This is a genomic window from Sphingobacterium faecium (genome assembly GCF_003054045.1).
GTDB classification, from domain to species: Bacteria; Bacteroidota; Bacteroidia; order Sphingobacteriales; family Sphingobacteriaceae; genus Sphingobacterium; species Sphingobacterium faecium.
The window spans coordinates 261,805-285,062 of sequence record NZ_QBKH01000004.1; the positions used below are offsets into that span (position 1 = coordinate 261,805).

The window sequence follows — 23,258 nt, forward strand, 5'->3', positions numbered from 1 at the left end:
AAATATCCATTTATTAACTTACTTTTGAAAACATTATTTTTAACGTTATCTTTATCAAGTGATATTAATAACAGGAGGAACCGGATTCTTAGGGGCGACATTGATCAAGCAATTGATCGATTTGGGAATTGACGTAATAGCGACTAAACGCTCAAGCTCAATTATTCCACAACAGCTATTATCTTCGTCTTTAATCCAATGGATCGATGCTGATATGTGTAACTATTTTGATTTAGAAGAAGCTTTTCAAAACATTACAGAAGTGTACCATTGCGCAGCTGTTGTCTCGTATCAAAAGCAGGATGCTGCTCATATGAAAAAGGTAAATATGGAAGGTACTTCTCATATCGTCAATCTATGCTTAGAACATGGTGCTAGATTAGTGCACGTAAGTTCTGTAGCGGCATTAGGATCAAGCAAAAATCAAGCACCTGTCGATGAGAGAGATTATTGGGAATATGACCCGTCTATGTCAAATTATGCCATTTCTAAATATGAAAGTGAGATGCAGGTATGGAGAGGGATCGCAGAAGGATTAGATGCCGTCATTGTTAACCCATCTGTCATATTAGGGGCTGCTGCAGGAAGCAAAGGTTCGGGCGCAATATTTTCACTGATCAATAAAGGTTTAAAATATTATCCAACCGGTACAGTAGGGGTCGTTGACGTCGAAGATGTGGCGACTATTATGCGTAGTTTAATGACGGATAAAACCATATCAGGAGAGCGATTTATCATCAATAATGTCAATTTAAGCAATAAGGAATTATTGGACAAAGCAAGTGCTCTCATGGGAAAGACACCCCCTAAAGTGGCTGTACCTCCAGTAGTGCTTACTATTGCGGCTACTCTAGCGACACTCGTAGCTACTATAAAGAACGAAAAATCTACATTGACAATAGATAGCGCAAGAGCTTCAAGCGAAAAACTAGCCTATTCTTCAGCCAAACTTCAACAAGTATTACCCTTTACCTATAAGCCGTTAGAAACAACTTTAAAAGAAATCGCGACACGTTATAGTCAACAATAAACAATCTAAACCCTAAACAAACTAAACCGTGAAAAATTATTACATCATTGATTTTGACAGCACCTTTACGCAAGTAGAGGCTTTGGACGAATTAGCCAAGATTTCACTTGAACATCATCCAGATCGCGAGCAGATATATCTAGAAATTGAACGATATACGAATCTGGCGATGGAAGGAAAACTTTCTTTTCGTGAAGCTCTTTCTGGACGTGTTCAATTGCTTCAGGCAAACAGAAGTCATTTAGACAAACTGATCATACATCTTAAAAAGAAAGTCTCTACCTCTTTTTCAAGAAATAGAGAGTTCTTCAAAAAAAATGCCGATACCGCCTGGATTGTATCAGGTGGATTTAAAGAGTTCATTACACCAGTGGTTGTTCCTTACAACATCAAAATAGAAAATATTTATGCCAATACCTTCCGCTTTGATGAGCATGATAATATCATCGGTTTTGATGAGACTAATCCATTATCGGATGAAGGTGGTAAAGTAAAATTGTTACAAGAACTCAAAATAGATGGAACCATCTACGGTATAGGTGATGGATACTCCGATTTTCAATTAAAAGAATCTGGTCTTATCCAGAAATTCTTTGCATTCACTGAAAATATATCCAGAAAAACAGTTACCGAAAAAGCTGATTTTATCACCCCTAGCTTTGACGAATTTCTATATGTCAACGATCTGCCCCGTGCCATCTCCTATCCCAAAAATCGTATTTTATGTCTGATCGTTGGCGATGTTCCTGAGATCGCTGCCCATATTTTAAAAAGAGATGGTTTCTCTATTCGTACTAAAGATACATTTGAAGAAAAATACACGAAAGACGTGGGCATGCTCCTACTCGGAAAAGATGTCACCGTATCGGAGGAGCAATTGTCTCGCGCAGATAAATTGAAGACCATTGGTGTCTTGGGAGACGCTAAAAATCATCTTAATAAAGAGGTTTGCAATGCAAAAGGTATTGTTGTCTTTGATGATAAAAAAGATAAAAAGAGAAATGCCGAGTATATCCCGAGAAGGATGGCAGATTTTATTAATAATGGGGATACCTACATGAGTCGTAATTTTCCAAATTTACTACTCCCTAAAGTAAAAGATGTCACTCGATTACTTCATATTCATAAAAATGTTCCGGGTATCATGGCTCAGATCAATCAGGTATACGCGCAAAATGACATCAACATCATCTCTCAGTTTCTGATGACAAAATCGGACATTGGTTATGCTGTTACGGATATCAGAGGCGAGTACGACCGGGACTTAATCAAACAACTCAAAAAGGTTCAAAATACCATTAAATTTAGAATCTTATATTAAAGAAGCCTTGATGAGTATACAAATATTCACCTGAACAGCTCAATTTATCATCTTCTTTTCCATAATCTACAAAAAAGGTCTTTCTTATAATTGGAAAGACCTTTTTTTAATAACGGTACACTGCTGTTGGTGTCACGCAAATATCCAATGGGATATCGTGGGGGTCCACATCTTCGATCACTGTTATTGGTTCAAAAAAAGATACACCAACCTTTTGGACATCAGGCTTACATAAAGCCAAAAATCGATCATAATACCCCTTTCCATAGCCTACCCGATGACCAAATTGATCTGAAATTAGTAATGGAACTAAAACAAGATCAATGTTTTTTTCATCTATAGGCACACCATCAATAGGCTCCATTATCCCCCACTTATTGGGTGCTAATAGGAGCTCATCGTTATAATGATAATGAGTCATGTTGTTTGATTGTATATCAGACTTCGAGATAACGATTTGAATATGAGGATAAGCTTCTTTCAAATAAGAAATCAACAAGAGAGTATTGGGTTCATGAAATTTCACTAGGGGTAAAAAAACATGACAAAATTTCACCTTATGCCACTCCAAGCTTTTTAATTGTTGGAGTAAACCGAGATTCAGCTTTAACTCCTCCTCAGGCGCCAACTGTGCTCTTAGATGTTTATAATATGCTCTTAGTTCAGTCTTAGTCATGCTTATAAAAAAAAACGGCCTTGTAGCTGGGTGCTAACAAGACCGAATAATCAACCTAAACCTAAATCTTTATATTATTTAACACGCTCGATGTAATCACCTGTTTGCGTATCAATTTTTACTTTATCTCCTTGATTGATAAAAAGAGGTACTTTCACTTCAACACCAGTTTCCACTGTTGCATTTTTCAATGCATTTGTCGAAGTATCTCCTTTTACTGCCGGCTCCGTATATGTAATTTCCAATTCCACACTTTTCGGGGCATGTGCCATAATCGCCTCATCACTTTCAAACGCGACAATTACATTCATACCTTCTTTCAAGAATCGTGCCGAATTTCCGAACAAAAACTTAGGAATATTGAATTGCTCATATGTGGAATTATCCATCACGACGAAAAACTCATCTTCCTCATACAAATATTGATAATCGTTTGTTTCAACACGAGCAATTTCAACACTTTCGTCAACTCGAAAACGGTATTCTACTAATTTACCAGTTTTCACGTTACGCATTCTAGCTTGATAGAAAGCACGTAAATTACCTGGTGTACGATGTATATATTCCTCAACAGCTACTAATTCACCGTTGAATCTTAAAACATTTCCTGACTTAACGTCTGATGCTTTTGCCATGATTTAAACTTTTATAATTATTTTCTGAGTTACAAAACTACAAAATCTAATCTTTTTATAAAAATCTAATAATTATCAGCTTTTATAATCCGATATGGATAATGTTTGATCACAAAAAAGATATTCTTTCTCTTGGTTTGAACAGATGATAAACAACCTGTCTGCTTGCTTAGTTTTATCGACCAGCGCCAAATACCACTCTTCTCCTGCACGATCTAGATTACTGGTTGGTTCATCCAACAAAACTAAAGTAGAGTCACTACAACAGGCTAAAGCCAATTTGACACGTTGCTTCATTCCTGATGAAAAGTATTTGATCTCTTTATCTATTGCGTTTTCAAGTCCTAATAAGTGGACGACCTCACGCTCACTATATCCCGATAGATATTTCTTAAATTTAAAATGGAATTGGATTTGCTCCCGCAGTGTAAATTCCTCTATTAATTCGACATAAGGAGTTGCAAGAGAAAGATATTCAAATATCTTTTCCACCTCTACCGTTTTATCATTCAATTCAAAGGAAATATTCCCTGCAGAAGGTGTTAAACTTCCAGAAAGCACCTTTAACAAAGTGGACTTACCCGAACCATTAGGTCCAAGTATGGCGTATGATCGGCCAGATTCAAATACATAATTAATATGCTTAAAAATCCATTCTCGATTATAACGTCTCCCTACATCTGTTAAAATAATCTTCAAAATACCCGATATTAAACAGCTCTTTGATTGAATCCCTTGATGACACCACGATTCGAATTACGGATAAAACCTAAGATTTCATCACGAATTTCGGTTGCCTGAAATTCTGCTTCAATGATCGCTGTTGCTTTCGTTAAATTTCTATTTTGAACAAATAAAACACGATATATATTTTGTATTTCAGCTATTTGCTCTTCTGTAAAACCTCTTCTTCTTAAACCTACTGAATTAATACCAGCATAAGAGATCGGTTCACGTGCTGCTTTGATAAATGGAGGAACATCTTTTCTTACTAATGTACCACCTGTCACAAAAGCATGCGAACCAATGGTACAAAATTGATGAACAGCTACCATTCCTGCCAAGACCACATAATCACCGACAGTAATATGTCCAGCTAATGTGCTACTATTCGAAAATATACAATAATCACCTATTATACAATCGTGTGCGATATGGCTATAGGCCTGAATTAAGCAATTTTTTCCGATTACGGTACGGAATCTATCTTTTGTACCTCTATTGATAGTAACGCATTCACGAATTGTCGTATTATCTCCAATTTCAGCAGTGGTAATTTCTCCATCAAACTTCAAATCTTGAGGTTCACCTGAAATTACTGCTCCTGGATAAATTTTACAATTTTTCCCAATACGTGCCCCATCCATAATTGTCACATTGGAACCGATCCAAGTTCCTTCTCCAATCACTACATCCTTATGGATAGTAGCAAATGGTTCTACAACAACATTTCGAGCAATTTTTGCTTCTGGATGTATATAAGCTAACGGCTGTATCATCTCTACTATTATTTTACTTTTACGATCTGAGCCATTAACTCAGCCTCGCAAACAACTTTTTCACCTACCATAGCAACACCCTTCATTTTTGCAATGCCTCTACGGATAGGTTCCGTCAAATCACATCTAAAAATAATCGTATCACCTGGACTTACTTGCACTTTAAAACGTGCATTTTCTATTTTCAAGAACAATGTCAACCAGTTTTCAGGATCTGGAACAGTTTTTAGCACCAAAATACCTCCCGTTTGTGCCATTGCTTCGATTAGCAATACACCGGGAAAAATAGGCGCGTCAGGAAAATGTCCCATGAACAAATCTTCATTGATGGTCACATTTTTCAAGCCCACCACATGGTTTTCTGTCAATTCCAAAATCTTATCAATCATCAACATAGGTTGACGATGCGGTAAAATCCTCATAATTTGAGCCGTGTCATACACCGGAGTCATATTGGGATCATATACCTTTATCTTTTTTGTATTTTTATCCTTACGGATTTGTTCTTTAATTTTCTTTGCAAAAGCAACATTTGCTGCATGACCCGGTCTTGCAGCCATGACATGTCCTTTCAACGGTCTACCTACTAACGCTAAATCACCTACCATATCCAATAACTTGTGACGTGCAGGTTCATTTTGATGACGTAACTGAATATTGCTCAAGATACCTTCTTTTGCGACAGTAACATCATCACGGTTGAATAAATGTGATAATTTCTTTAACTCTTCAGGAGAGGTCTCTTTATCTACAATGACAATGGCATTACTCAAATCGCCGCCTTTAATCAAGCCATTGTCCACTAACATTTCTAATTCATGTAAAAAACAGAATGTTCTTGAAGAGGAGATTTCTTTAGAAAAGTCTTCAATTTTATTAATCGCAGCATGTTGACTTCCTAAGACAGGAGAATTAAAATCAATCATACAAGTTAAGCGATAACCATCAAGGGGCATAGCGATGATTTCAACTTTGCGATCTGCTTCTATATAATGAATACTATTTGTAATTTCATAATAATCACGATCAGCGTCCAACTCTTCGAAACCTGCTTCTTCAAATTTTTTGATAAAAATTGCTGAACTACCATCTAAAATAGGAACTTCAGGCCCATCTATTTCGATTAATACGTTGTCAATCTGTAAACCTACTAAAGCTGCCATTAAATGTTCAATGGTACTTACACTTGCACCATGCTGTGAAATGGTTGTACCTCTTGAAGTATCTGTCACGTTATCTGCATCAACCAGTACTTCAGGCTGACCATCTAAATCTATTCTTTTAAACTTATACCAATGATTTTCAGGAGCTTGCTTTATCGTCATCGAAACAGTTTTACCTGTATGTAAACCCACTCCAGATATGACCACATCTTGCTTGATGGTTCTTTGTTTTACATTCATTTCTACCATATATTTAATCAAAATCGACCATAAGGTTCTTTAAGATTTCAAATTTTCCTTTAATAATCGTTCTAATTCTCTTACACGTTTTTCCAAATCAGGCAATTTCGCATAAATAACTTGCGATCTCATATTCGACTGATACCCCAAAACTGGACTTCCTGCCCATTTTTTATCCGCTTCAACAATTGATCTATTGATTCCGGACTGCGCCTGTACTTGGCTTCTATCAGCAACACTGATATGCCCAACAACACCAACCTGACCTCCTAAAATCACATTTTCACCAATTTTACTACTACCGGAAACACCCGTTTGAGCAGCAATAACAGTATTTCTACCTAATTCGACATTATGAGCAATTTGAATTAAATTATCCAATTTCACCCCTTTATGTAATATAGTAGAGCCCATAGTCGCACGATCAATAACCGTATTAGCACCTATTTCGATATCATCTTCAATAATTACATTTCCAATTTGCGGAACTTTTGTATAAGTACCATCTTCCTGTGGAGCAAAGCCAAAACCATCAGATCCAACAACTGTACCTGAATGTACCGTTACATTGCTCCCCAGAATACAATCTTGATAAATCTTAACTCCCGGAAATAAGGTGCTATTGTCTCCAATCACGACATGATCTCCAATATAGACTTGAGGATAAATCTTGACATTCTTACCAATTTTACAAGCCTTACCGATATAGACGAAAGCTCCAATATAACCGTCTTCTCCTATCTCAGTCGTATCATGCACATATGATGGTTCTTCTCGACCTTTTCGATCCAAGCGCACCTCATTATAAATATTTAATAAGGTTGAAAATGCCGTGTACGCATTTTTAACACGAATCAAGGTCAATGTTGATTTTGGAGTCGATAATAATTGTTGATCTTCATTAACAATGACAATAGAGGCATTAGTTTCGTATAAAAATTGCTCATATTTAGGATTTGATAGAAATGAAAGATCCCCTAGAGAAGCTTCTTCTATTTTCGCTAAATTTGAGACTTCTATATCAGGATTCCCCTCTATTGATCCATTTAATAAGGATGCTATTTGTTGAGCAGTAAATTGCATGCTACAAAGCTATGTTTTTTTATTATATTTTAATTATTTTTTAGCTGGAATTGATATATATCCGAGCTCTTTTGGATAACAGAGAGCAAACTTTTGCACTTTTTTTGCTAAAGCCTCTAAATTTGATAAATCTGATGCTTCTGCAATATCAATTATCTCCCCAGTCTTCATTAATATCTTAATGGTATCATGATGGAGGTCATAAGCACTATTGTGAATGGCTTGTGTAAAGACATAATATTGCAACTCATCGTCACTTACCTTAAAATGATCCTTTACACGTTTATAAACCAGATCCATAAGCTCATCCGGAAAGGGTTCGTTACTCATAATCGTACGATACAACTCACGGCTCATCAACTTTTGGCACATTACCCGTAGGATATCATCTTCATGTTGAGCCCAAGTTTTTATAGCAGACATAATATCCGTATCATCTAAACGTGTGAACCAGTCTAGGTGTAACTCATCTGTTAAAAAATTATTTCTATCTATTCTCTGGGTTAGAAACCACCTAAAAGCTGGTGTTGCAAACAGGCTAATTCCTTTACTGGAAAGTTCTTTTGCTCGTTTCAATATCTGAATTAATAACTGTTCGGCACCAACTACCGTTTTATGCAAATAAACCTGCCAATACATTAATCGCCGAGCAATCAAGAATTTTTCTACAGAATAAATCCCCTTTTCCTCCACAACTAATTCATCATCAACCACTGCAAGCATGGCGATGATGCGGTCAAATGAAATAACTCCCTCTGAGACTCCTGTAAAAAAGCTATCCCTGTTTAAGTAATCCATGCGATCCGTATCCAATTGTCCAGAAACCAATTGGTAGAAAAAGTTACGATGGTACTGATTATTAAATATGGTTATCGCTAAATCCAATTTTCCGCCAAATTCTTTATTAATACGGTCCATCAATAACGATGATAACATCTCATGAGAAACGCCATCAATAATGGTATGTTCCAAAGAATGAGAAAAAGGGCCATGACCGATATCATGCAGCAGAATCGCTGCAAGCACAGCTTCTTGTTCTTGTTCACTGATCACGATACCTTTACTTTTTAAGGTTTCCAAAGCTAACGACATCAGATGCATAGCCCCTATGGCATGCTGAAACCGTGTATGTAACGCTCCCGGATAAACCAAGTGCGTCATACTGACTTGCTTGATATAACGTAGACGCTGAAAGTAAGGATGCTGAATGAGCTCAAAAATTAAACCCGGAGGGATGGATACAAATCCATACACAGGGTCATTTATTATTTTTTTCTTAATCAAATTATAAATGAATTATATCTTCTTTAATACGACAAACAATCGTTCAACAAATTTGTTGCTCCTTTATAATATATAATAAAGTTGAGCCAGTTTATTTCTCTCTTCTAGGAGTTAAATATTTAGCACAAATATAATTAGTTTAAGTCGTTAACAAGTGTTAAAAATAATAGGTTACGCTCCTTTTTTATTTAAGTTCGTACTTATTAAAGTAAAAAATCAAAAAACAAGCGATTACTCCCACTGCTACCTAAATACAAAGACAAAGGAATTGAATCGTTTTTGATTTACAGTAAATATAACAACATGCAAAAAACACACATACTTTGGGCCGATGATGAAATTGATTTTTTAAAACCTCATATCCTTCTATTAGAAGAAAGGGGGTATAAAGTCAAGACAGTAAACAATGGAAATGATGCGGTAGATGCTTTTAAGGAAGGTGTTTTTGATCTGGTGTTCCTAGATGAGAATATGCCGGGACTGACTGGCCTAGAAACATTGGTTATTTTAAAATCGATCAATCCGACTGTACCCACGGTTCTCGTGACAAAAAATGAAGAGGAACACGTCATGGAAGATGCCATAGGATCCAAAATCGACGATTATTTAATAAAGCCAGTAAATCCCAAACAAATTCTCCTAACCATCAAAAAACTGACGGAGAATAAAAGACTTGTGAATGAGAAAACATCCATGGCTTATCAACAAGATTTTAGAAATCTAGGGATGGTGCTTAATGATGATTTGAATTTTAAACAATGGACGGAGGCTTATCGCAAACTTATTTACTGGGAACTATCCTTAGAAAAATTAGAAGATGCTGGCATGCATGAAATCTTGACGATGCAAAAATCGGAAGCAAATGTGCAATTCTCCAAGTTCATCGAACGAAACTACTTGAACTGGATGAAAAATCCAGAACAGTCTCCAATCTTATCCCATCAACTATTCAAGAAAAAGGTATTTCCACAACTGACAGAAGATAAGCCTACATTTTTCTTTTTGATCGATAATTTACGTTACGATCAATGGAAAGTGATCAATGAGGTGATTACTGATTACTTTAGATTGGAAGAAGAAGACACCTATTACAGTATTCTGCCTACAGCGACTCAATATGCCCGAAATGCCATTTTTAGCGGACTGACACCTTTAGAAATGGAGAAAAGATTTCCAAAAATGTGGCAGAATGATGAGGATGAAGGGGGTAAAAACTTATATGAAGATAAATTTTTAGAGGATCAGATTACTCGTGTATATCGCAAACCGATTAAGCACTCTTATACAAAAGTATTGACCTTAGATCAGGGAAAAGATGTGGTAGACAGCCTAAGCAATTTAATGCAAAATAACCTCAACGTTCTGGTGTACAATTTCGTTGATATGCTTTCGCATGCAAGGACAGATATGGCTATGATTCGCGAACTGGCAAATAATGAAGCCGCATATCGTTCTTTGACACTGTCATGGTTTGAACACTCTCCACTATTTGAAGCTCTTAAATGGTTATCTCAGCGCAACGTAAAGGTAATCATAACGACCGATCATGGGACTATTAAAGTAAAAAAACCAAGTAAAATAGTGGGTGATCGTAATACCAATACCAATTTGAGGTATAAACAAGGTAAAAACTTAAACTTTATTGAGAAGGATGTATTTTTTATCAAAAATCCACATGATGCTCAGCTTCCAAAGCTACATATGAGCTCTTGTTTTGTATTTGCAAAAGAGGAGTCATATTTTGTCTATCCCAACAATTACAATCAATTTGTCAATTATTTTAATGAAACTTTTCAGCACGGAGGAATTTCATTGGAAGAAATGATTATTCCTTTTGCTACTTATACGTCCAAATAAGTAATTTTGCAGCATGATAATCGAAGTCAATCAACTATCGGAGTTAGATCATGCTGCAAAACTCCTTTTAAAATCTTTTCCTGATGATCGGGTCTTTCTTTTCTATGGAAATATGGGAGCAGGAAAAACCACGTTTATAAAAGCCCTTTGTGAGGTCTTAGAAGTACAAGACAATACCTCCAGCCCGACCTTTTCGATCGTCAATGAATATAAATCTTCTAAAGGTCCGATCTTCCATTTCGACTTTTATAGAATAAAAGAAGAAGAAGAAGCCTACGACTTCGGTTACGAAGACTATTTTTACTCTGGAAATTATTGTTTTGTGGAGTGGCCGAATAAAATCCCAAACCTGCTTCCTGAAGATGCTAAAACAATCGAAATAGAGATCACCTCAACGACCAGCAGAAAAATAATTATAAAATAGTTGCACCCCATGCAACCTTCCTTTTGTTTCTTACGTCTTCCTGATATAAACTGACTAAATTTTGGAAAACTTAAGTATAGATTCAATATGGAAAAAATGTCTTATTGGAGACAGAAAAGCTCAATACCATCTGTATCAATTGTTTTCTAAAAAAATGTATGTTGTCTGCTTACGCTATGCAAATGATAGCTTGGAAGCAGAGGATATACTTCAAATTGGTTTTGTCAAAGTCTTTACTAAATCGCACTTATTTTCAGATCATGGATCTTTGGAAGGATGGATTAGAAAAATTATGGTCAATACTGCAATTGAAATACAAAGAAAAAATAAAATCAGCTACGTAGAAACACTAGAAAGTGATCATATTCAGGAGACACCAAGTCATACACATAGTGATCATCTACATTACAAAGATCTCCTATCGCTGGTTCATCAATTGCCTTTGGGATACCGTACCGTATTTAATCTCTATGCGATCGAGGGTTATGCCCATAAAGAAATCGCAGAGATGCTCAACATCAGTGAAGGTAATTCAAAATCCCAATTATCAAGAGCAAGACAATGGTTACAAACAAGATTATTAAAAATCGAGGCATTAACGTTATGAAAAATCAAGACATAGATAAACTACTTCGTGATCAGTTTGATAAACTGGATATAGAACCCAGTGCAGATATCTGGAAAAAGATTGAAATAGATCTTGATCAGCAAAAAGTAGTCTCCATAAAGAAAAAAACAAATTGGTTTAAAATAATAGGGGCGGCAGCGGCCATCTTGATTGGTACCGGTATTACCAGCTTTTTAATACAAAGACAATCTGGTCATCATACCGAACGTATAAAATATGCTGACCGCAAGATGAATAATAACATGATCACTCCGCGAAAAGCTACGCCAAAAGTAGAACCCCTGCCGATAGAAAAGCATGCACAATTGTTATCAGCCAGACCAGTTAACAAAGTGAATCAGCTTGAAAACAACTCGGTGCAAGCTGTTGAATCCGACACAGAAGTTATTCCTGCTCAATCATCACAAGCATTTGAGCGATTAAAAATGGAGAAAGAACAACCAGTTATGATTGTTGTAGACACACAGACACAGGTTGCACGTGTCCTTGAATACATCCCCATAAAACCATTGATTGAAAACTCCGAGGAAGAGAATAGCATAATGGCTTCCACAAACTCACAGACTGTTGTAACCAAAGTGCTCAATATTCTCAGTAAGACTATTAATCAAGGAAATAGTGCTGAAGTTAAATTCAGCAATGATGACGAAGGATCATTACAGATTGATATCCTGAATAGCCTAGTTAGAAATAAAAAAAGAAAAAAATAACACCTTATAAAACCTTACTATATGAAAAAATATATTTTACCGTTCGTGATCACCGGTATCCTAACTTGCTGTAGCGTAATAAAATCTCAGGCACAACAGGATAGTACCAAAAATATTAATATTTCAACAAGTATTTTTGGAAAACAAGATCGTGACAAAGGCGACGATAAAGATAAACCTGATGCATCCAAATACCCAAGATCATTTGGGGGAATTACATTTTCTCGTATTGATTGGGGATTCTCAAGACTGATCAATGATGGTAGTTTTACGTTAAATGAGAATAACGAATTTTTAGAGTACAAGAAAGCATCTAATTTTGGTTTCGATATTGCTCAATTTGGATTTCGATTTAGCGATCAATTCAAAACATATATATCGACGGGTTTCGAATGGAATTATCTCAGATTAAAACACAATGTTTTATTAGATCAGGATGCCACACCTTTAGACTATTCCTATCCGGATGACATCAATTATAAAAAAAATGTGTTCACATCTACCTATCTACGTGTACCATTAACATTTGAATTCAGAAGTAAAAAATTCAGAAATGGTGATCGCGCCAAACTTGCTGTTGGAGCAATGACTGGGATCTTAATAAAAGGAAGCCAGCGTTTAAAAAGTAATGAGCAAGGTAGTCAAAAATTTAAAGACAACTATAACTTAGCGAGTTTCCAATATGGAGCTTTTGCAAGGCTCGGTTATGATTCTATGGGAGTTTTTGTCAAATACTATTTCAACGACATGTTTGAAAACAGTCCAAATCAAGACGGTTTAAATAATTTTACTTTTGGTCTAACATTAGGTTTTTAGAGTAGAATAATATTAAAATGCTTAATTTTGAGCCGAATTAATACATTCGGCTTTTTTATTTTGCAAAATATGTTACAATCTTCTTGTCAGTACGTTCCATTTGATAAAGAAGTCCAAGGACTTCCCTATATCCACGTTGAAAACCTTAGTTTTTCATTTTCAGAGCGTGCCGAATATTTAGCCGTGTCACAAGCAAACCTAAGCATACAAGAAGGTAAAATCACCGCAATTATTGGTGAATCAGGAAGTGGAAAAAGTACGCTTCTGCGATTAATTTATGGTTTGCTAGAACCCTTAAGTGGCGAGGTTCGATACAAAGGCTGGTTAGTACCCACAAGAAAAGACAAACTCATACCTGGACACCAAGACATGAAACTGGTGTCTCAAGGTTTTGATGATTTAAACACATTTGCCAATGTTTGGGACAATGTAGCTTCCCAATTGCCAAATACCAATATAGAAGCCAAACAAAACAAAACTTCGGCCATCCTGAAACGATTACGAATTGACCACCTCGCAAAAAAAAGAATCGCAGACATCAGTGGTGGTGAGAAACAACGTGTTGCCATCTGCAGAGCACTGGTCAATGACCCTCAGGTTTTATTAATGGACGAACCTTTCAATCAGGTCGATGCCTCTTTTAGAGACACATTGCAGCAGGATATTAAACAAATTGTCATGGATACAGGTCTTACCATCATATTGGTATCCCATGATCCAACTGAAGTTTTAGCATTGGCGGATGATCTGATCGTGATGAAAGATGGACAGATATTAGACCAAGGACATCCTCGTGAGCTGTACGACAGACCTACTAATCCTTATACAGCACTCTTATTGGCCAAGAGCAATATATTGAGTAGCGAAGCGGGAAAGGCGGTTCATATCCATAGCGACTCGACGATCATTATCCATCAAGAATGGGTGTCTATTCTACCAGCAGATACCGAAGGAGATTTTAAACTCATTGATATCCGTTTTAGAGGATTTTACTATGAATTAGTCGTTGCTAGCCCCGATCTTCAGCTACATGCCATTAGCACCACGCCGACTTCCATGCAAATTGGTGAAGATGTATCGGTAAAAATTGAAAAGTATATCAGTCTTTAAGTAAGAGCCTATCTAAAAGAACAATGAGTTGATTAAACTCCTTTTCTTCATAGCCTACGGACTGATAAATGATATTACCCTGGGTATCAAGAATAACATTCCGAGGTATACCTTGCTCTGCAAATAAACCAAATACATTTCTTTTAAGATCGGGATAAATAGGCAAGGTAAACTGATGTTCAGAAACAAAGGGATCAATTTTATCCCAATTTTGCTCTCGTGCCAATACCAACAATTCAAACTTTGGATGATCCTTATATTTTTCCCATATTTCCTTTTGCAGTCTCGGCAATTCTTCTCTACAAGGTGGGCACCAAGTAGCAAAAAAATTGAGCAACACAATTTTACCCTTTAGATCTGCGCTAGATACCTGTTCACCATTTTTTTTCGGAACCACAAATTCTGGCGTAGGTTCATGAAGAGCGATTTTCCAGCCGCTTTCAGCTGTTTGTGCCTGTGATGCAAAAAATAAAAAACTACATACAATTACTAAAATATACTTCATTACGTTCTGCTTTTATAAATGATTGATCCAATCTGTAAAATGAGATAACCAGGCTACTGAACTTGTTTTATTAATCATTCCAAAACCGTGTCCCCCCTCTTCGTATGTTAAGAGCTCATTCTTAACGTGGGCTTGATCTAGTGCTGCTATCATCACATAACTATTTTCTATAGGCACTGCTTTATCGTCTTTTGCATGCACAAAAAATACGGGACAAAGCTTAGCTGTCACATGTTTTTCAGCAGAAAATTCTGCTTTCTTTTCAAAAGAAGGATTTTCTCCAAGCAGATTTGTTCTAGAACCTTTATGGGTAATGCTATCTGTCATTGAAATAACCGGATAGATTAGACCTGCAAAGTCAGGAGCAAAAGATAAATTTGTGGGATTAGCAATGAAAGCCTGATCTGATTTAGTCAGTAAGGTCGATGCAAGATGTCCTCCTGCAGAAAATCCGATTACCCCAACTTTTGTCAATGCTGGAAAATCGTTTCGAATAAACTGCATCGCACGTTGTGCATCTTGGATAGGTCCAATACTTTTATCGACCATAATATTGGGAGAAGGGAGTCTATATTTAAGTACAAATGCTGTAAACCCCGATTTTATCAATTCCTTAGCCACATCATGACCTTCATGATCCATCGCAATATGTGAATATCCTCCACCAGGTATAATCAAGATTCCCATGTGCTTATCTACAGCTTCGGAAGGTTTGTACACAAATATTTCAGGGATATTTCGGTTAAACTTTGCCGTATCGGTATGAATAGCATTTGGAATCGCATCCTTATACAAGGCAAACCTTTCTTGAGCAGATGCTTGAAAAGCGATTGAAAAGAGTAAGATCATTAACGTAAATTTCATGTATTACAAATTGGTAACGATTATTAAATCCAGATCTTTTGCTGTCATTTCAAATTTAGAAGCAATGTCCTTATTGGTTAATATTCCTTGATAGAGGTATGTCGCACTCCTAATACCGGCGCTTTTCCAGATGACATTTTTCAATCCACCTTGCTCTGCAATATCGAGTAATATTGGTGTAAATATATTAGTCAGGGCATAGGTTGCAGATCGAGCTACCCTAGAAGCGATATTGGGTACACAATAGTGAATGACATCATATTTTCTGAATGTTGGTTCATCATGGGAAGTAATATTTGACGTTTCAAAACAGCCACCTTGATCAATACTAACATCGATGACAACGGCATTTGGTTTCATTTCAGATACTGTTTCTTCCGATATGACACAAGGAGTACGCCCCGTCTTAGAACGTAATGCACCGATAACAACATCACAAGTTCTGACAGCCTTATTTAAAATAGCTGGTTGTATTATAGAGGTGTATACGGGACTTCCTAAATTATTCTGTAATCGCCTTAGCTTATAAATAGAATTGTCAAAAACTTTTACCTGAGCTCCCAAAGCGATCGCAGTACGGGCTGCATATTCGCCTACAGTACCAGCACCTATGATGACCATTTCTGTGGGCGGTACTCCAGTGATACCTCCTAACATCAATCCTTTTCCACCAAAACTGTTACTTAAGTACTCAGATGCAATTAAGGTTGAAGTAGCTCCTACGATTTCACCCATAGCTCTAACCACAGCTAGACAACCACCTTCATCACGCAAATATTCGAATGATAAGGCTGTAATCTTTTTTTGAATAAGGGCTCGAAGGACAGGTAACTCCAATAGGGAGGGCTGTAATGAGGACATCAAAATTTGATTAGGTTTCATCATACCGACTTCTTTTAGGGTCGGAGCAGATATTTTCACAATGCAATCTGCTTGATATACCTCCTCCGCAGACGATACGATTCGAGCTCCCTGTTCACTATAGTGATGATCTAAAAAATTAGATCCTAATCCTGCACCAGTTTCCATGATCACTTCATGACCATTTTCTACCAATAGACCGACAGATAATGGTGTTAAGCAAATCCTTCTTTCTTGAAATGCAATTTCCTTGGGCACACCAATAAACAATCTTTTTTCCCGCGAAGCCGTCGCTGATAAAGTCTCTTGAGGCTGTATCATTGCCTGACTGGCCAATTTACTTAACTCACTCATTTATTTTATGCATTACTTTTTAAATTTACTATTTTTATTTAAGCTAAGCAAAAGAATTAAGTCGTTATATAGTTAGCACATTAGAAAAAAAACTACATTTGTGAAACAAAAACACTAAAACAAACCTATGTTTAACAAACTTAATATTGTTCCTCGATGGATCATTTTTGTATTAGATATTTTCACGGCCATATTTGCTTTTACACTAGCTAATATTATCTATTACAGTTTTGAATTTGGGCTTATACATACATCTGAATTTGCGATTAGGCTTATATATGTAATAAGTATTACTGCTGCTTCATTTTATTTGTTCAAGATGCACACGGGTATTATTCGTTACACGAGTGCAGTGGATTCGATTCGAATTTTAACGGCGATTGTTTTTGCAGTGATCGTGTTTTTAGTCATCAAGACCGTGCTATTGGCAACTGGAGATCATCATACGTTGCCAGCCTCACTGATTATTTTATATGCCTTATTCTGTTTCTTGCTTCTCACGACCTACCGAACATTTATCAAAATATTTTTTGTCTACACCAAAAATATCAGAAGTGATAGACGCAACACGTTGATATATGGAGCAGGCGATCTGGGAATTGCGGTCAAAAGAACTTTAGATCATGACATCCGTTCGAAGAATGCAATTGTGGGTTATTTGGATGACAATGAACAGAAAATTGGAAAAGTCATTGATGGTATCAAAATTTTTGATCCCAAGAAATTGGGGCAGGTCATCATCAATATGAATATTGAAGAAGTCATCATCGCTTCTCACAACATACCACTGGAGTCAAAAACTGATGTGATCGATATTTGTTTAGAAAAGAAGGTCGCCATATTGACCTTACCTTCTGTCAAAAAAATAATGAATGGAGAATTAAATCCAAACCAAATTCAGAAAATAAAAATTGAAGATCTATTGGAGCGCGCTCCTATCAAAATAAGCAATAGCAATATTTTAAGTCAATTAAAAGGAAAGCGTGTATTGGTAACTGGAGCTGCTGGATCTATCGGGAGTGAGATTGCAAGACAATTAGGTAAATTTGAACCACAAATGATCATCCTTTGTGATCAAGCCGAATCTCCACTTCACAATTTACAGCTAGATTTACAGGATGAATTTCCGCTCCAAGTGTATCATTCCTTTATTGGAGATGTCCGTAGTCTAGACCGTATGAAACTCATGTTTGAAACGTTCAAACCACACTATGTCTATCATGCTGCGGCATACAAGCATGTTCCTATGATGGAAAATCATCCATTGGAAGCAGTACATACCAATGTGGTCGGAACTAAAAATATAGCTAATCTTGCAGTAGAGTACCATGCAGAAAAGTTTGTTTTCGTTTCGACAGATAAAGCGGTCAACCCAACCAATATCATGGGCGCGACAAAAAGAATTGCCGAAATCTATGTACAGTCTTTCAATCATTTCTTGCAAAACAACGGGCTGCTAAATGCAAAGACAAAATTCATCACTACACGATTTGGTAATGTCCTGGGTTCCAACGGGTCTGTTATTCCACGTTTTAGAGATCAAATCGAAAAGGGAGGTCCTGTAACGGTCACGCACCCCGAGATCACACGTTATTTTATGACGATACCTGAGGCTTGTCAATTGGTCCTTGAGGCTGGTTCCATGGGTGAAGGCGGAGAAATATTTGTTTTTGATATGGGAAAATCAGTTAAGATCATTGAATTGGCAAATAAAATGATCAAACTTTCTGGATTTATTCCCAACGAGGATATTGAAATTAAGTTTACTGGACTACGACCAGGTGAAAAACTCTATGAGGAACTGCTCAACGATCTAGAAAATACAATGCCAACACACCATAAAAAAATCATGATCGCAAAAGTTCGAGAAAACGATTTCCAACAGATAAACGATCATATTGAAGTGTTGGTCGCTGGTATTAAACATCAGAATAGGCATGATGTGGTGCTAGCGATGAAAAGAATTGTCCCCGAGTTTAAAAGCCAAAACTCAATCTACGAACAAATAGATAAAGAAATTGAGGCAGAGAAACATCCGATAAATCGAGATTAACGTTTATTATCATTACAAAAGCTTGGATATTTACAGTAAAATTGTATTTTTGCAATCTATATTTTTTCATTGAATCATAATGTCTAAAAATCAAAACCAAAATAACGCTGGACAAGCGAATAAACCTTCACAAGGTTCAACTTTTCAGGACAATCAAAAAAGCATCACTTTTATCGTAGGTGGTATTTTTGTGTTAATTATATTGTATTTTGGATATCAAAAACTTTATTTACAACCAAGAGCTGAAAAAGCAGCGAATGAAATATTTAAAGCGGAAGAATATGCTACAATAGATTCATTACAAAATCGTGCTATTGAAGGTGATGGTTCTTTCTTAGGATTTAAAGAAATTGCTGATGAGTATTCTAATACAAAATCAGCTAATATCGCTAATGCCTATTTAGGTGGATTATACTTACGTCAAGGAAAGTACAATGAAGCTATTGATGCATTAGAAAATTATTCTTCAACAGGTAGTACAATTCTTGATCCATTGGTTATCGGATTAAAAGGAGACGTCTATTCCGAATTAAAAGATTATAAAAAAGCAGCTGGTTTTTACAAAGAAGCAGCCAACAAATCAGCCAACTCTTACACGACTCCATTATTTTTGAAAAAATTAGGATTAGTATACGAGGCTCAAAATGAATACAAACAAGCTGAAGAAACTTATAAGAAAATTAAATCTGACTTTCCTGAAAGTCAAGAAGCTGCTATGATAGACGGACCTATCGGTCGTATACAAGCACATCTATAGTATTTAATACTTTTTTAATCATATAGAAGGTCGCTTTTAAGCGACCTTTTTTTGTGAAATAGATATTCTGATAGATCCATATCTAACGAAAGCTCGATGATCATCTATCTTAAATAGATATGAACCAATATGCTCCTGAGTATGGATGATAAATATAGGGGCTGAAAGAATAAATTACTTTTAGATGAAAGCTATTATATTGTGTATCTAAGCAAATTTATCTAAGTTTGTTTCAATATGGCAAGTAGCATTAAAAATTTATCAGACTTCTCACACATAAAAGTGGCAAATGCAAATCCTTTTAAATTTGGAATTGTAGTAGCACAATGGAATGCTGAGATCACTGGAGCTCTTTTAAATGGTGCAATTTCTGGATTAGAAAAGCATGGAGCACAAGAAGAAAATATAAAAATCATTGAAGTTCCCGGTAGCTTCGAATTAATAACTGGCGCTGATATTTTACTACGCGATGATTCGCTTGATGCCGTCATCTGTTTAGGCTGTGTGATCCAAGGAGAAACCCGTCATTTTGACTTCATCTGTGACGCAGTAGCCAATGGCATCAGTAATGTATCGTTGAAATACAACAAACCCGTTATTTTCGGCGTACTGACAACTGACAATCAACAACAAGCATTAGATAGAGCTGGTGGCCAACACGGAAACAAAGGTGAAGAGGCCGCTATTACAGCAATTCAAATGGCACAAATTAGTGCTCAAAACTAATTTTGCTTTTTTGTTTACAACAAGTAGCAATCATCAACTTTGCAAGATGATCAGGCTAAAATATAGTAAGGCTTATTCATCACAAGCAAACAAGAATAAGATAATATTGTTATCTCTATAGTATTTGATCGACTTAGGTATCCTGTATAAGATGTCTAAGTCGATTTTATCTTTTATAAAGATTCATATCATGAAAACTACAGTAAAAATTATTTTCTTTTACCTCATTGTGCAAATTAATTTTGCCATAGCGGTAGCACAAGAGACGAGTATCCCTGCGAAGCTTTGGTCTTCAATAGGCGGAAACGACATCTGGCAGGAAACAAAATTTTTATTATTTTCTTGTAACGGAAATGACAACTCCAACCTATTAAATAATGAGACCGAACGATCCTTATTGTGGAATCGGGAAACTGGTGAATGTCGATTTGAAGGGCAATCCAAAAAAAATGAAAAACTAGTCTACTTATTCAATTTCAAAACCAAGAAATCGCTTAAATTTTTTGTTAATGCGGTTGATGTGAGCACACAAGAATCTGCATTGCAAGAGGATATCAGGCAACAGATCAATGGAGACTTACAACTACTCTTGCTGCCCACAATAGCAGAACTAAAAGGAATAAACTTTTCGAATACAACTGTCAAGCTTTTAAATAGTGAAAAGCTCTTGAATACGTCTGTCACCTACAACGGAAATTTTTACAATAGCCCGATCAGAGGAAATCTCATGATTCATGAAAATAATGGCGAAATAAAAGTATTCGAAAATAGTATCAATTCGATTAGCTATCAAATTGATCAGTATAAAGATACTGGTTCAGGTTTGAGACTACCGACTTCATTTGTTGCGATCAACAATAAAAAGAAAAGCTGTACATTTACAACCGTTTCTACATTTGAACAGGTAGAAGCTTCAAAATTTACTGATTTATAATATGATTAACTGGATTCCTCTTAATAGTTTAGACCAACTACAAGAAATATTGAATAGCGATCAGGTATGTGCCATTTTCAAACACAGCACAACATGTGGTATTAGTGGCATGGCAAAGAGAAACTTGGAACGTTTTGCTAACCTGACAGACAAGTCTTACGATGTTTATTACTTAGATCTGCTGGCTTTCCGCGAAATTTCTAATCAGATCGCTTCCATCTGGCACGTGGAGCATCAATCACCACAACTCTTGATCATAAAAGGCAAGACTTGTATTTTCAATGCTTCACATGGCGATATTGACTTTGACGATGTCGTAAATCATATAAAATAGAAAAAGCTACCTCGGTAGCTTCTTTTATTTTATATATAGATTAGTTTTTACCTTCATCTTCCCACCAGTCCTCTTTTAAGTCATCGATCTCACGACGATCTCTTTTAGTCGGTCTACCTGTACCGCGATCTCTTTTAAGAATTGGAGCATGGAAAGCTGATTTGTAAGCTGAGGTTTCCTCCTCAGGAGTTAGATCTTCATAAAACTGTACCGCTGTCTTAGCATCTACTCTTCTTTCCAGAAGCCCTAAAACTTTGACTACCTTCCGTTCAATACCTTTCTGCACCTGATAGATTTCTCCAACTTTCACCACATACGAAGCCTTTATATTCTGTCCGTTCAATTTTACCCGACCAGCTTTACAAGCCTCAGTTGCCAAACTACGTGTTTTGAAAAGACGTATTGACCACAAATATTTATCGATTCGAAGTTTTTCAGTTTCTGTTGCCATTTGTACAAAAATAGTCATAAAGACTTAAAATCTGCTTATTATGCATTATAAATTGAACAAATTTTAACATATTTGTCTTCAATAAATAGAACTAATAATTTTGAATTATAAAAGATGGTTGATCAATTAAAAAAACTTATTGAAGATGCCTGGGAGGATAGACTACTTCTAGAATATAAAGAATATGCAGAGGCTATTCGTACAGTAATCTTAAAACTTGACGCTGGTGAATTGAGGGTTGCTGAACCTATCGGCACGAGATGGCATGTCAATGATTGGATTAAAAAAGCTGTTATTTTATATTTCCCTATTCGTGAAATGAGTGAATCAACTGCTGGTCCTTTTGTTTACTACGATAAAATGAAATTAAAAACGAACTACAAAGAAATTGGTGTTCGTGTTGTTCCCGGTGCTTCTGCTCGCTTAGGAGCGTATTTAGCAAAAGGTGTTATCTTAATGCCTTCGTATGTCAATATTGGTGCTTATGTAGGAGAAGGTACCATGGTGGACACATGGGCTACTGTTGGTTCTTGTGCACAAATTGGTAAAAACGTTCACTTAAGTGGTGGTGTTGGTATTGGTGGTGTATTGGAACCTGTACAAGCTGCTCCAGTAATCATCGAAGACAATGTATTTGTTGGTTCTAGAGCTATCGTTGTGGAAGGTATCCGCGTTGAAACTGAAGCTGTATTAGGTGCGAATGTTGTCTTAACAGCATCAACTAAAATCATTGATGTATCTGGTCCTGAACCGGTCGAATACAAAGGTTATGTTCCTGCTCGTTCTGTTGTGATCCCCGGTTCATACACGAAAAAATTTCCTGCTGGAGAGTATCAAGTTCCTTGCGCACTAATCATCGGTAAACGTAAAGAGTCTACAGATAAGAAAACATCGTTAAACGATGCACTACGTGATCATAATGTAGCGGTATAGTATTTTATAT

25 protein-coding genes are annotated in these 23,258 nt (G+C 36.3%); 14 read left to right on the forward strand and 11 right to left on the reverse strand.

What is annotated here, in order from left to right; genetic code table 11:
- Window positions 1–58: 58 nt before the first annotated feature.
- Both C8N37_RS12805 and C8N37_RS12810 read left to right on the forward strand, forming a co-directional pair.
- Complete coding sequence (locus C8N37_RS12805) at window positions 59–1,030, forward strand: NAD-dependent epimerase/dehydratase family protein (protein WP_108159253.1); 972 nt, start codon at window positions 59–61, stop codon at window positions 1,028–1,030.
- Window positions 1,031–1,058: 28 nt separating this feature from the next.
- A complete protein-coding gene (locus C8N37_RS12810; RefSeq protein ID WP_108159254.1) occupies window positions 1,059–2,351 on the forward strand; it encodes an HAD-IB family phosphatase in 1,293 nt (430 codons plus the stop codon).
- Window positions 2,352–2,457: 106 nt separating this feature from the next.
- Here the strand turns inward: C8N37_RS12810 and C8N37_RS12815 are convergent, their stop codons facing one another.
- From C8N37_RS12815 to C8N37_RS12845, 7 genes are all read right to left on the reverse strand, one after another.
- Entirely contained in the window at window positions 2,458–3,027 is a 570-nt protein-coding gene (locus tag C8N37_RS12815; protein WP_108159255.1) for a 5-formyltetrahydrofolate cyclo-ligase, read from the reverse strand.
- A gap of 74 nt (window positions 3,028–3,101) precedes the next feature.
- A complete protein-coding gene (efp, locus tag C8N37_RS12820; RefSeq protein WP_094771921.1) occupies window positions 3,102–3,662 on the reverse strand; it encodes an elongation factor P in 561 nt (186 codons plus the stop codon).
- A 75-nt stretch (window positions 3,663–3,737) separates the two neighbouring features.
- Window positions 3,738–4,361 (reverse strand): ABC transporter ATP-binding protein, encoded by a 624-nt coding sequence (locus tag C8N37_RS12825; protein WP_108159256.1) that lies wholly within the window; start codon window positions 4,359–4,361, stop codon window positions 3,738–3,740.
- Window positions 4,362–4,372: 11 nt separating this feature from the next.
- Complete coding sequence (lpxA, locus tag C8N37_RS12830; RefSeq protein ID WP_108159257.1) at window positions 4,373–5,161, reverse strand: acyl-ACP--UDP-N-acetylglucosamine O-acyltransferase; 789 nt, start codon at window positions 5,159–5,161, stop codon at window positions 4,373–4,375.
- A gap of 8 nt (window positions 5,162–5,169) precedes the next feature.
- Window positions 5,170–6,564, reverse strand: coding sequence for a bifunctional UDP-3-O-[3-hydroxymyristoyl] N-acetylglucosamine deacetylase/3-hydroxyacyl-ACP dehydratase (locus tag C8N37_RS12835; RefSeq protein ID WP_186812814.1), 1,395 nt, complete (start codon window positions 6,562–6,564; stop codon window positions 5,170–5,172).
- A 39-nt stretch (window positions 6,565–6,603) separates the two neighbouring features.
- A complete protein-coding gene (lpxD, locus tag C8N37_RS12840) occupies window positions 6,604–7,647 on the reverse strand; it encodes a UDP-3-O-(3-hydroxymyristoyl)glucosamine N-acyltransferase (RefSeq protein WP_108159259.1) in 1,044 nt (347 codons plus the stop codon).
- A 33-nt stretch (window positions 7,648–7,680) separates the two neighbouring features.
- Window positions 7,681–8,931, reverse strand: a complete 1,251-nt coding sequence (locus tag C8N37_RS12845) for an HD domain-containing protein (RefSeq protein ID WP_108159260.1) — start codon at window positions 8,929–8,931, stop codon at window positions 7,681–7,683.
- Window positions 8,932–9,234: 303 nt separating this feature from the next.
- Here C8N37_RS12845 and porX point away from each other — a divergent pair, with 303 nt between their 5' ends.
- The 6 genes from porX to C8N37_RS12875 all read left to right on the forward strand — a co-directional run bounded on the left by porX (window position 9,235) and on the right by C8N37_RS12875 (window position 14,476).
- Window positions 9,235–10,788 carry a T9SS response regulator signal transducer PorX gene (gene porX, locus C8N37_RS12850; RefSeq protein ID WP_108159261.1) on the forward strand — a complete coding sequence of 518 codons (1,554 nt, stop codon included), beginning with the start codon at window positions 9,235–9,237 and terminating at the stop codon, window positions 10,786–10,788.
- Between the two features lie 13 nt (window positions 10,789–10,801).
- Window positions 10,802–11,212, forward strand: a complete 411-nt coding sequence (tsaE, locus tag C8N37_RS12855) for a tRNA (adenosine(37)-N6)-threonylcarbamoyltransferase complex ATPase subunit type 1 TsaE (RefSeq protein ID WP_108159262.1) — start codon at window positions 10,802–10,804, stop codon at window positions 11,210–11,212.
- Between the two features lie 154 nt (window positions 11,213–11,366).
- A complete protein-coding gene (locus C8N37_RS12860) occupies window positions 11,367–11,819 on the forward strand; it encodes an RNA polymerase sigma factor (protein ID WP_244914417.1) in 453 nt (150 codons plus the stop codon).
- Window positions 11,816–12,550, forward strand: coding sequence for a hypothetical protein (locus C8N37_RS12865; RefSeq protein WP_108159264.1), 735 nt, complete (start codon window positions 11,816–11,818; stop codon window positions 12,548–12,550). The genes C8N37_RS12860 and C8N37_RS12865 overlap by 4 nt, the downstream gene beginning before the upstream one ends.
- A 21-nt stretch (window positions 12,551–12,571) precedes the next feature.
- The gene (locus C8N37_RS12870; RefSeq protein ID WP_108159265.1) at window positions 12,572–13,366 is read left to right on the forward strand and encodes an outer membrane beta-barrel protein; all 795 of its coding nucleotides are present in this window, start codon (window positions 12,572–12,574) and stop codon (window positions 13,364–13,366) included.
- Between the two features lie 27 nt (window positions 13,367–13,393).
- Window positions 13,394–14,476 carry an ABC transporter ATP-binding protein gene (locus tag C8N37_RS12875; protein ID WP_244914418.1) on the forward strand — a complete coding sequence of 361 codons (1,083 nt, stop codon included), beginning with the start codon at window positions 13,394–13,396 and terminating at the stop codon, window positions 14,474–14,476.
- Here the strand turns inward: C8N37_RS12875 and C8N37_RS12880 are convergent.
- Genes C8N37_RS12880 through C8N37_RS12890 form a run of 3 tightly spaced genes read right to left on the reverse strand, consistent with a single transcriptional unit; the run spans window position 14,466 to window position 17,060 of the window.
- On the reverse strand, window positions 14,466–14,981 hold the full coding sequence (locus tag C8N37_RS12880; RefSeq protein ID WP_108159267.1) for a TlpA family protein disulfide reductase: 516 nt from the start codon (window positions 14,979–14,981) through the stop codon (window positions 14,466–14,468). The genes C8N37_RS12875 and C8N37_RS12880 overlap by 11 nt on opposite strands.
- A gap of 12 nt (window positions 14,982–14,993) precedes the next feature.
- The gene (locus tag C8N37_RS12885; protein WP_108159268.1) at window positions 14,994–15,845 is read right to left on the reverse strand and encodes an alpha/beta hydrolase; all 852 of its coding nucleotides are present in this window, start codon (window positions 15,843–15,845) and stop codon (window positions 14,994–14,996) included.
- Window positions 15,846–15,848: 3 nt separating this feature from the next.
- Window positions 15,849–17,060 (reverse strand): alanine dehydrogenase, encoded by a 1,212-nt coding sequence (locus C8N37_RS12890; protein WP_108159269.1) that lies wholly within the window; start codon window positions 17,058–17,060, stop codon window positions 15,849–15,851.
- Window positions 17,061–17,187: 127 nt separating this feature from the next.
- On the opposite strand from C8N37_RS12890, the gene C8N37_RS12895 reads away from it, so the two are divergent.
- From C8N37_RS12895 to ytxJ, 5 genes are all read left to right on the forward strand, one after another.
- On the forward strand, window positions 17,188–19,113 hold the full coding sequence (locus C8N37_RS12895) for a polysaccharide biosynthesis protein (protein WP_108159270.1): 1,926 nt from the start codon (window positions 17,188–17,190) through the stop codon (window positions 19,111–19,113).
- A 79-nt stretch (window positions 19,114–19,192) separates the two neighbouring features.
- A complete protein-coding gene (locus C8N37_RS12900) occupies window positions 19,193–19,870 on the forward strand; it encodes a tetratricopeptide repeat protein (RefSeq protein WP_108159271.1) in 678 nt (225 codons plus the stop codon).
- A 237-nt stretch (window positions 19,871–20,107) separates the two neighbouring features.
- Window positions 20,108–20,596: a 6,7-dimethyl-8-ribityllumazine synthase gene (gene ribH / locus C8N37_RS12905; protein ID WP_108159272.1), complete on the forward strand. Its 489-nt coding sequence runs from the start codon at window positions 20,108–20,110 to the stop codon at window positions 20,594–20,596.
- 190 nt (window positions 20,597–20,786) lie between these two features.
- The gene (locus C8N37_RS12910; RefSeq protein WP_146171065.1) at window positions 20,787–21,530 is read left to right on the forward strand and encodes a hypothetical protein; all 744 of its coding nucleotides are present in this window, start codon (window positions 20,787–20,789) and stop codon (window positions 21,528–21,530) included.
- A gap of 1 nt (window position 21,531) precedes the next feature.
- Complete coding sequence (ytxJ, locus tag C8N37_RS12915) at window positions 21,532–21,864, forward strand: bacillithiol system redox-active protein YtxJ (protein WP_244914419.1); 333 nt, start codon at window positions 21,532–21,534, stop codon at window positions 21,862–21,864.
- A 40-nt stretch (window positions 21,865–21,904) separates the two neighbouring features.
- Here the strand turns inward: ytxJ and C8N37_RS12920 are convergent, their stop codons facing one another.
- A complete protein-coding gene (locus tag C8N37_RS12920; RefSeq protein WP_045755965.1) occupies window positions 21,905–22,315 on the reverse strand; it encodes an RNA-binding S4 domain-containing protein in 411 nt (136 codons plus the stop codon).
- A 114-nt stretch (window positions 22,316–22,429) separates the two neighbouring features.
- On the opposite strand from C8N37_RS12920, the gene C8N37_RS12925 reads away from it, so the two are divergent.
- Window positions 22,430–23,248, forward strand: a complete 819-nt coding sequence (locus tag C8N37_RS12925) for a 2,3,4,5-tetrahydropyridine-2,6-dicarboxylate N-succinyltransferase (RefSeq protein WP_108159274.1) — start codon at window positions 22,430–22,432, stop codon at window positions 23,246–23,248.
- Window positions 23,249–23,258: the final 10 nt, after the last annotated feature.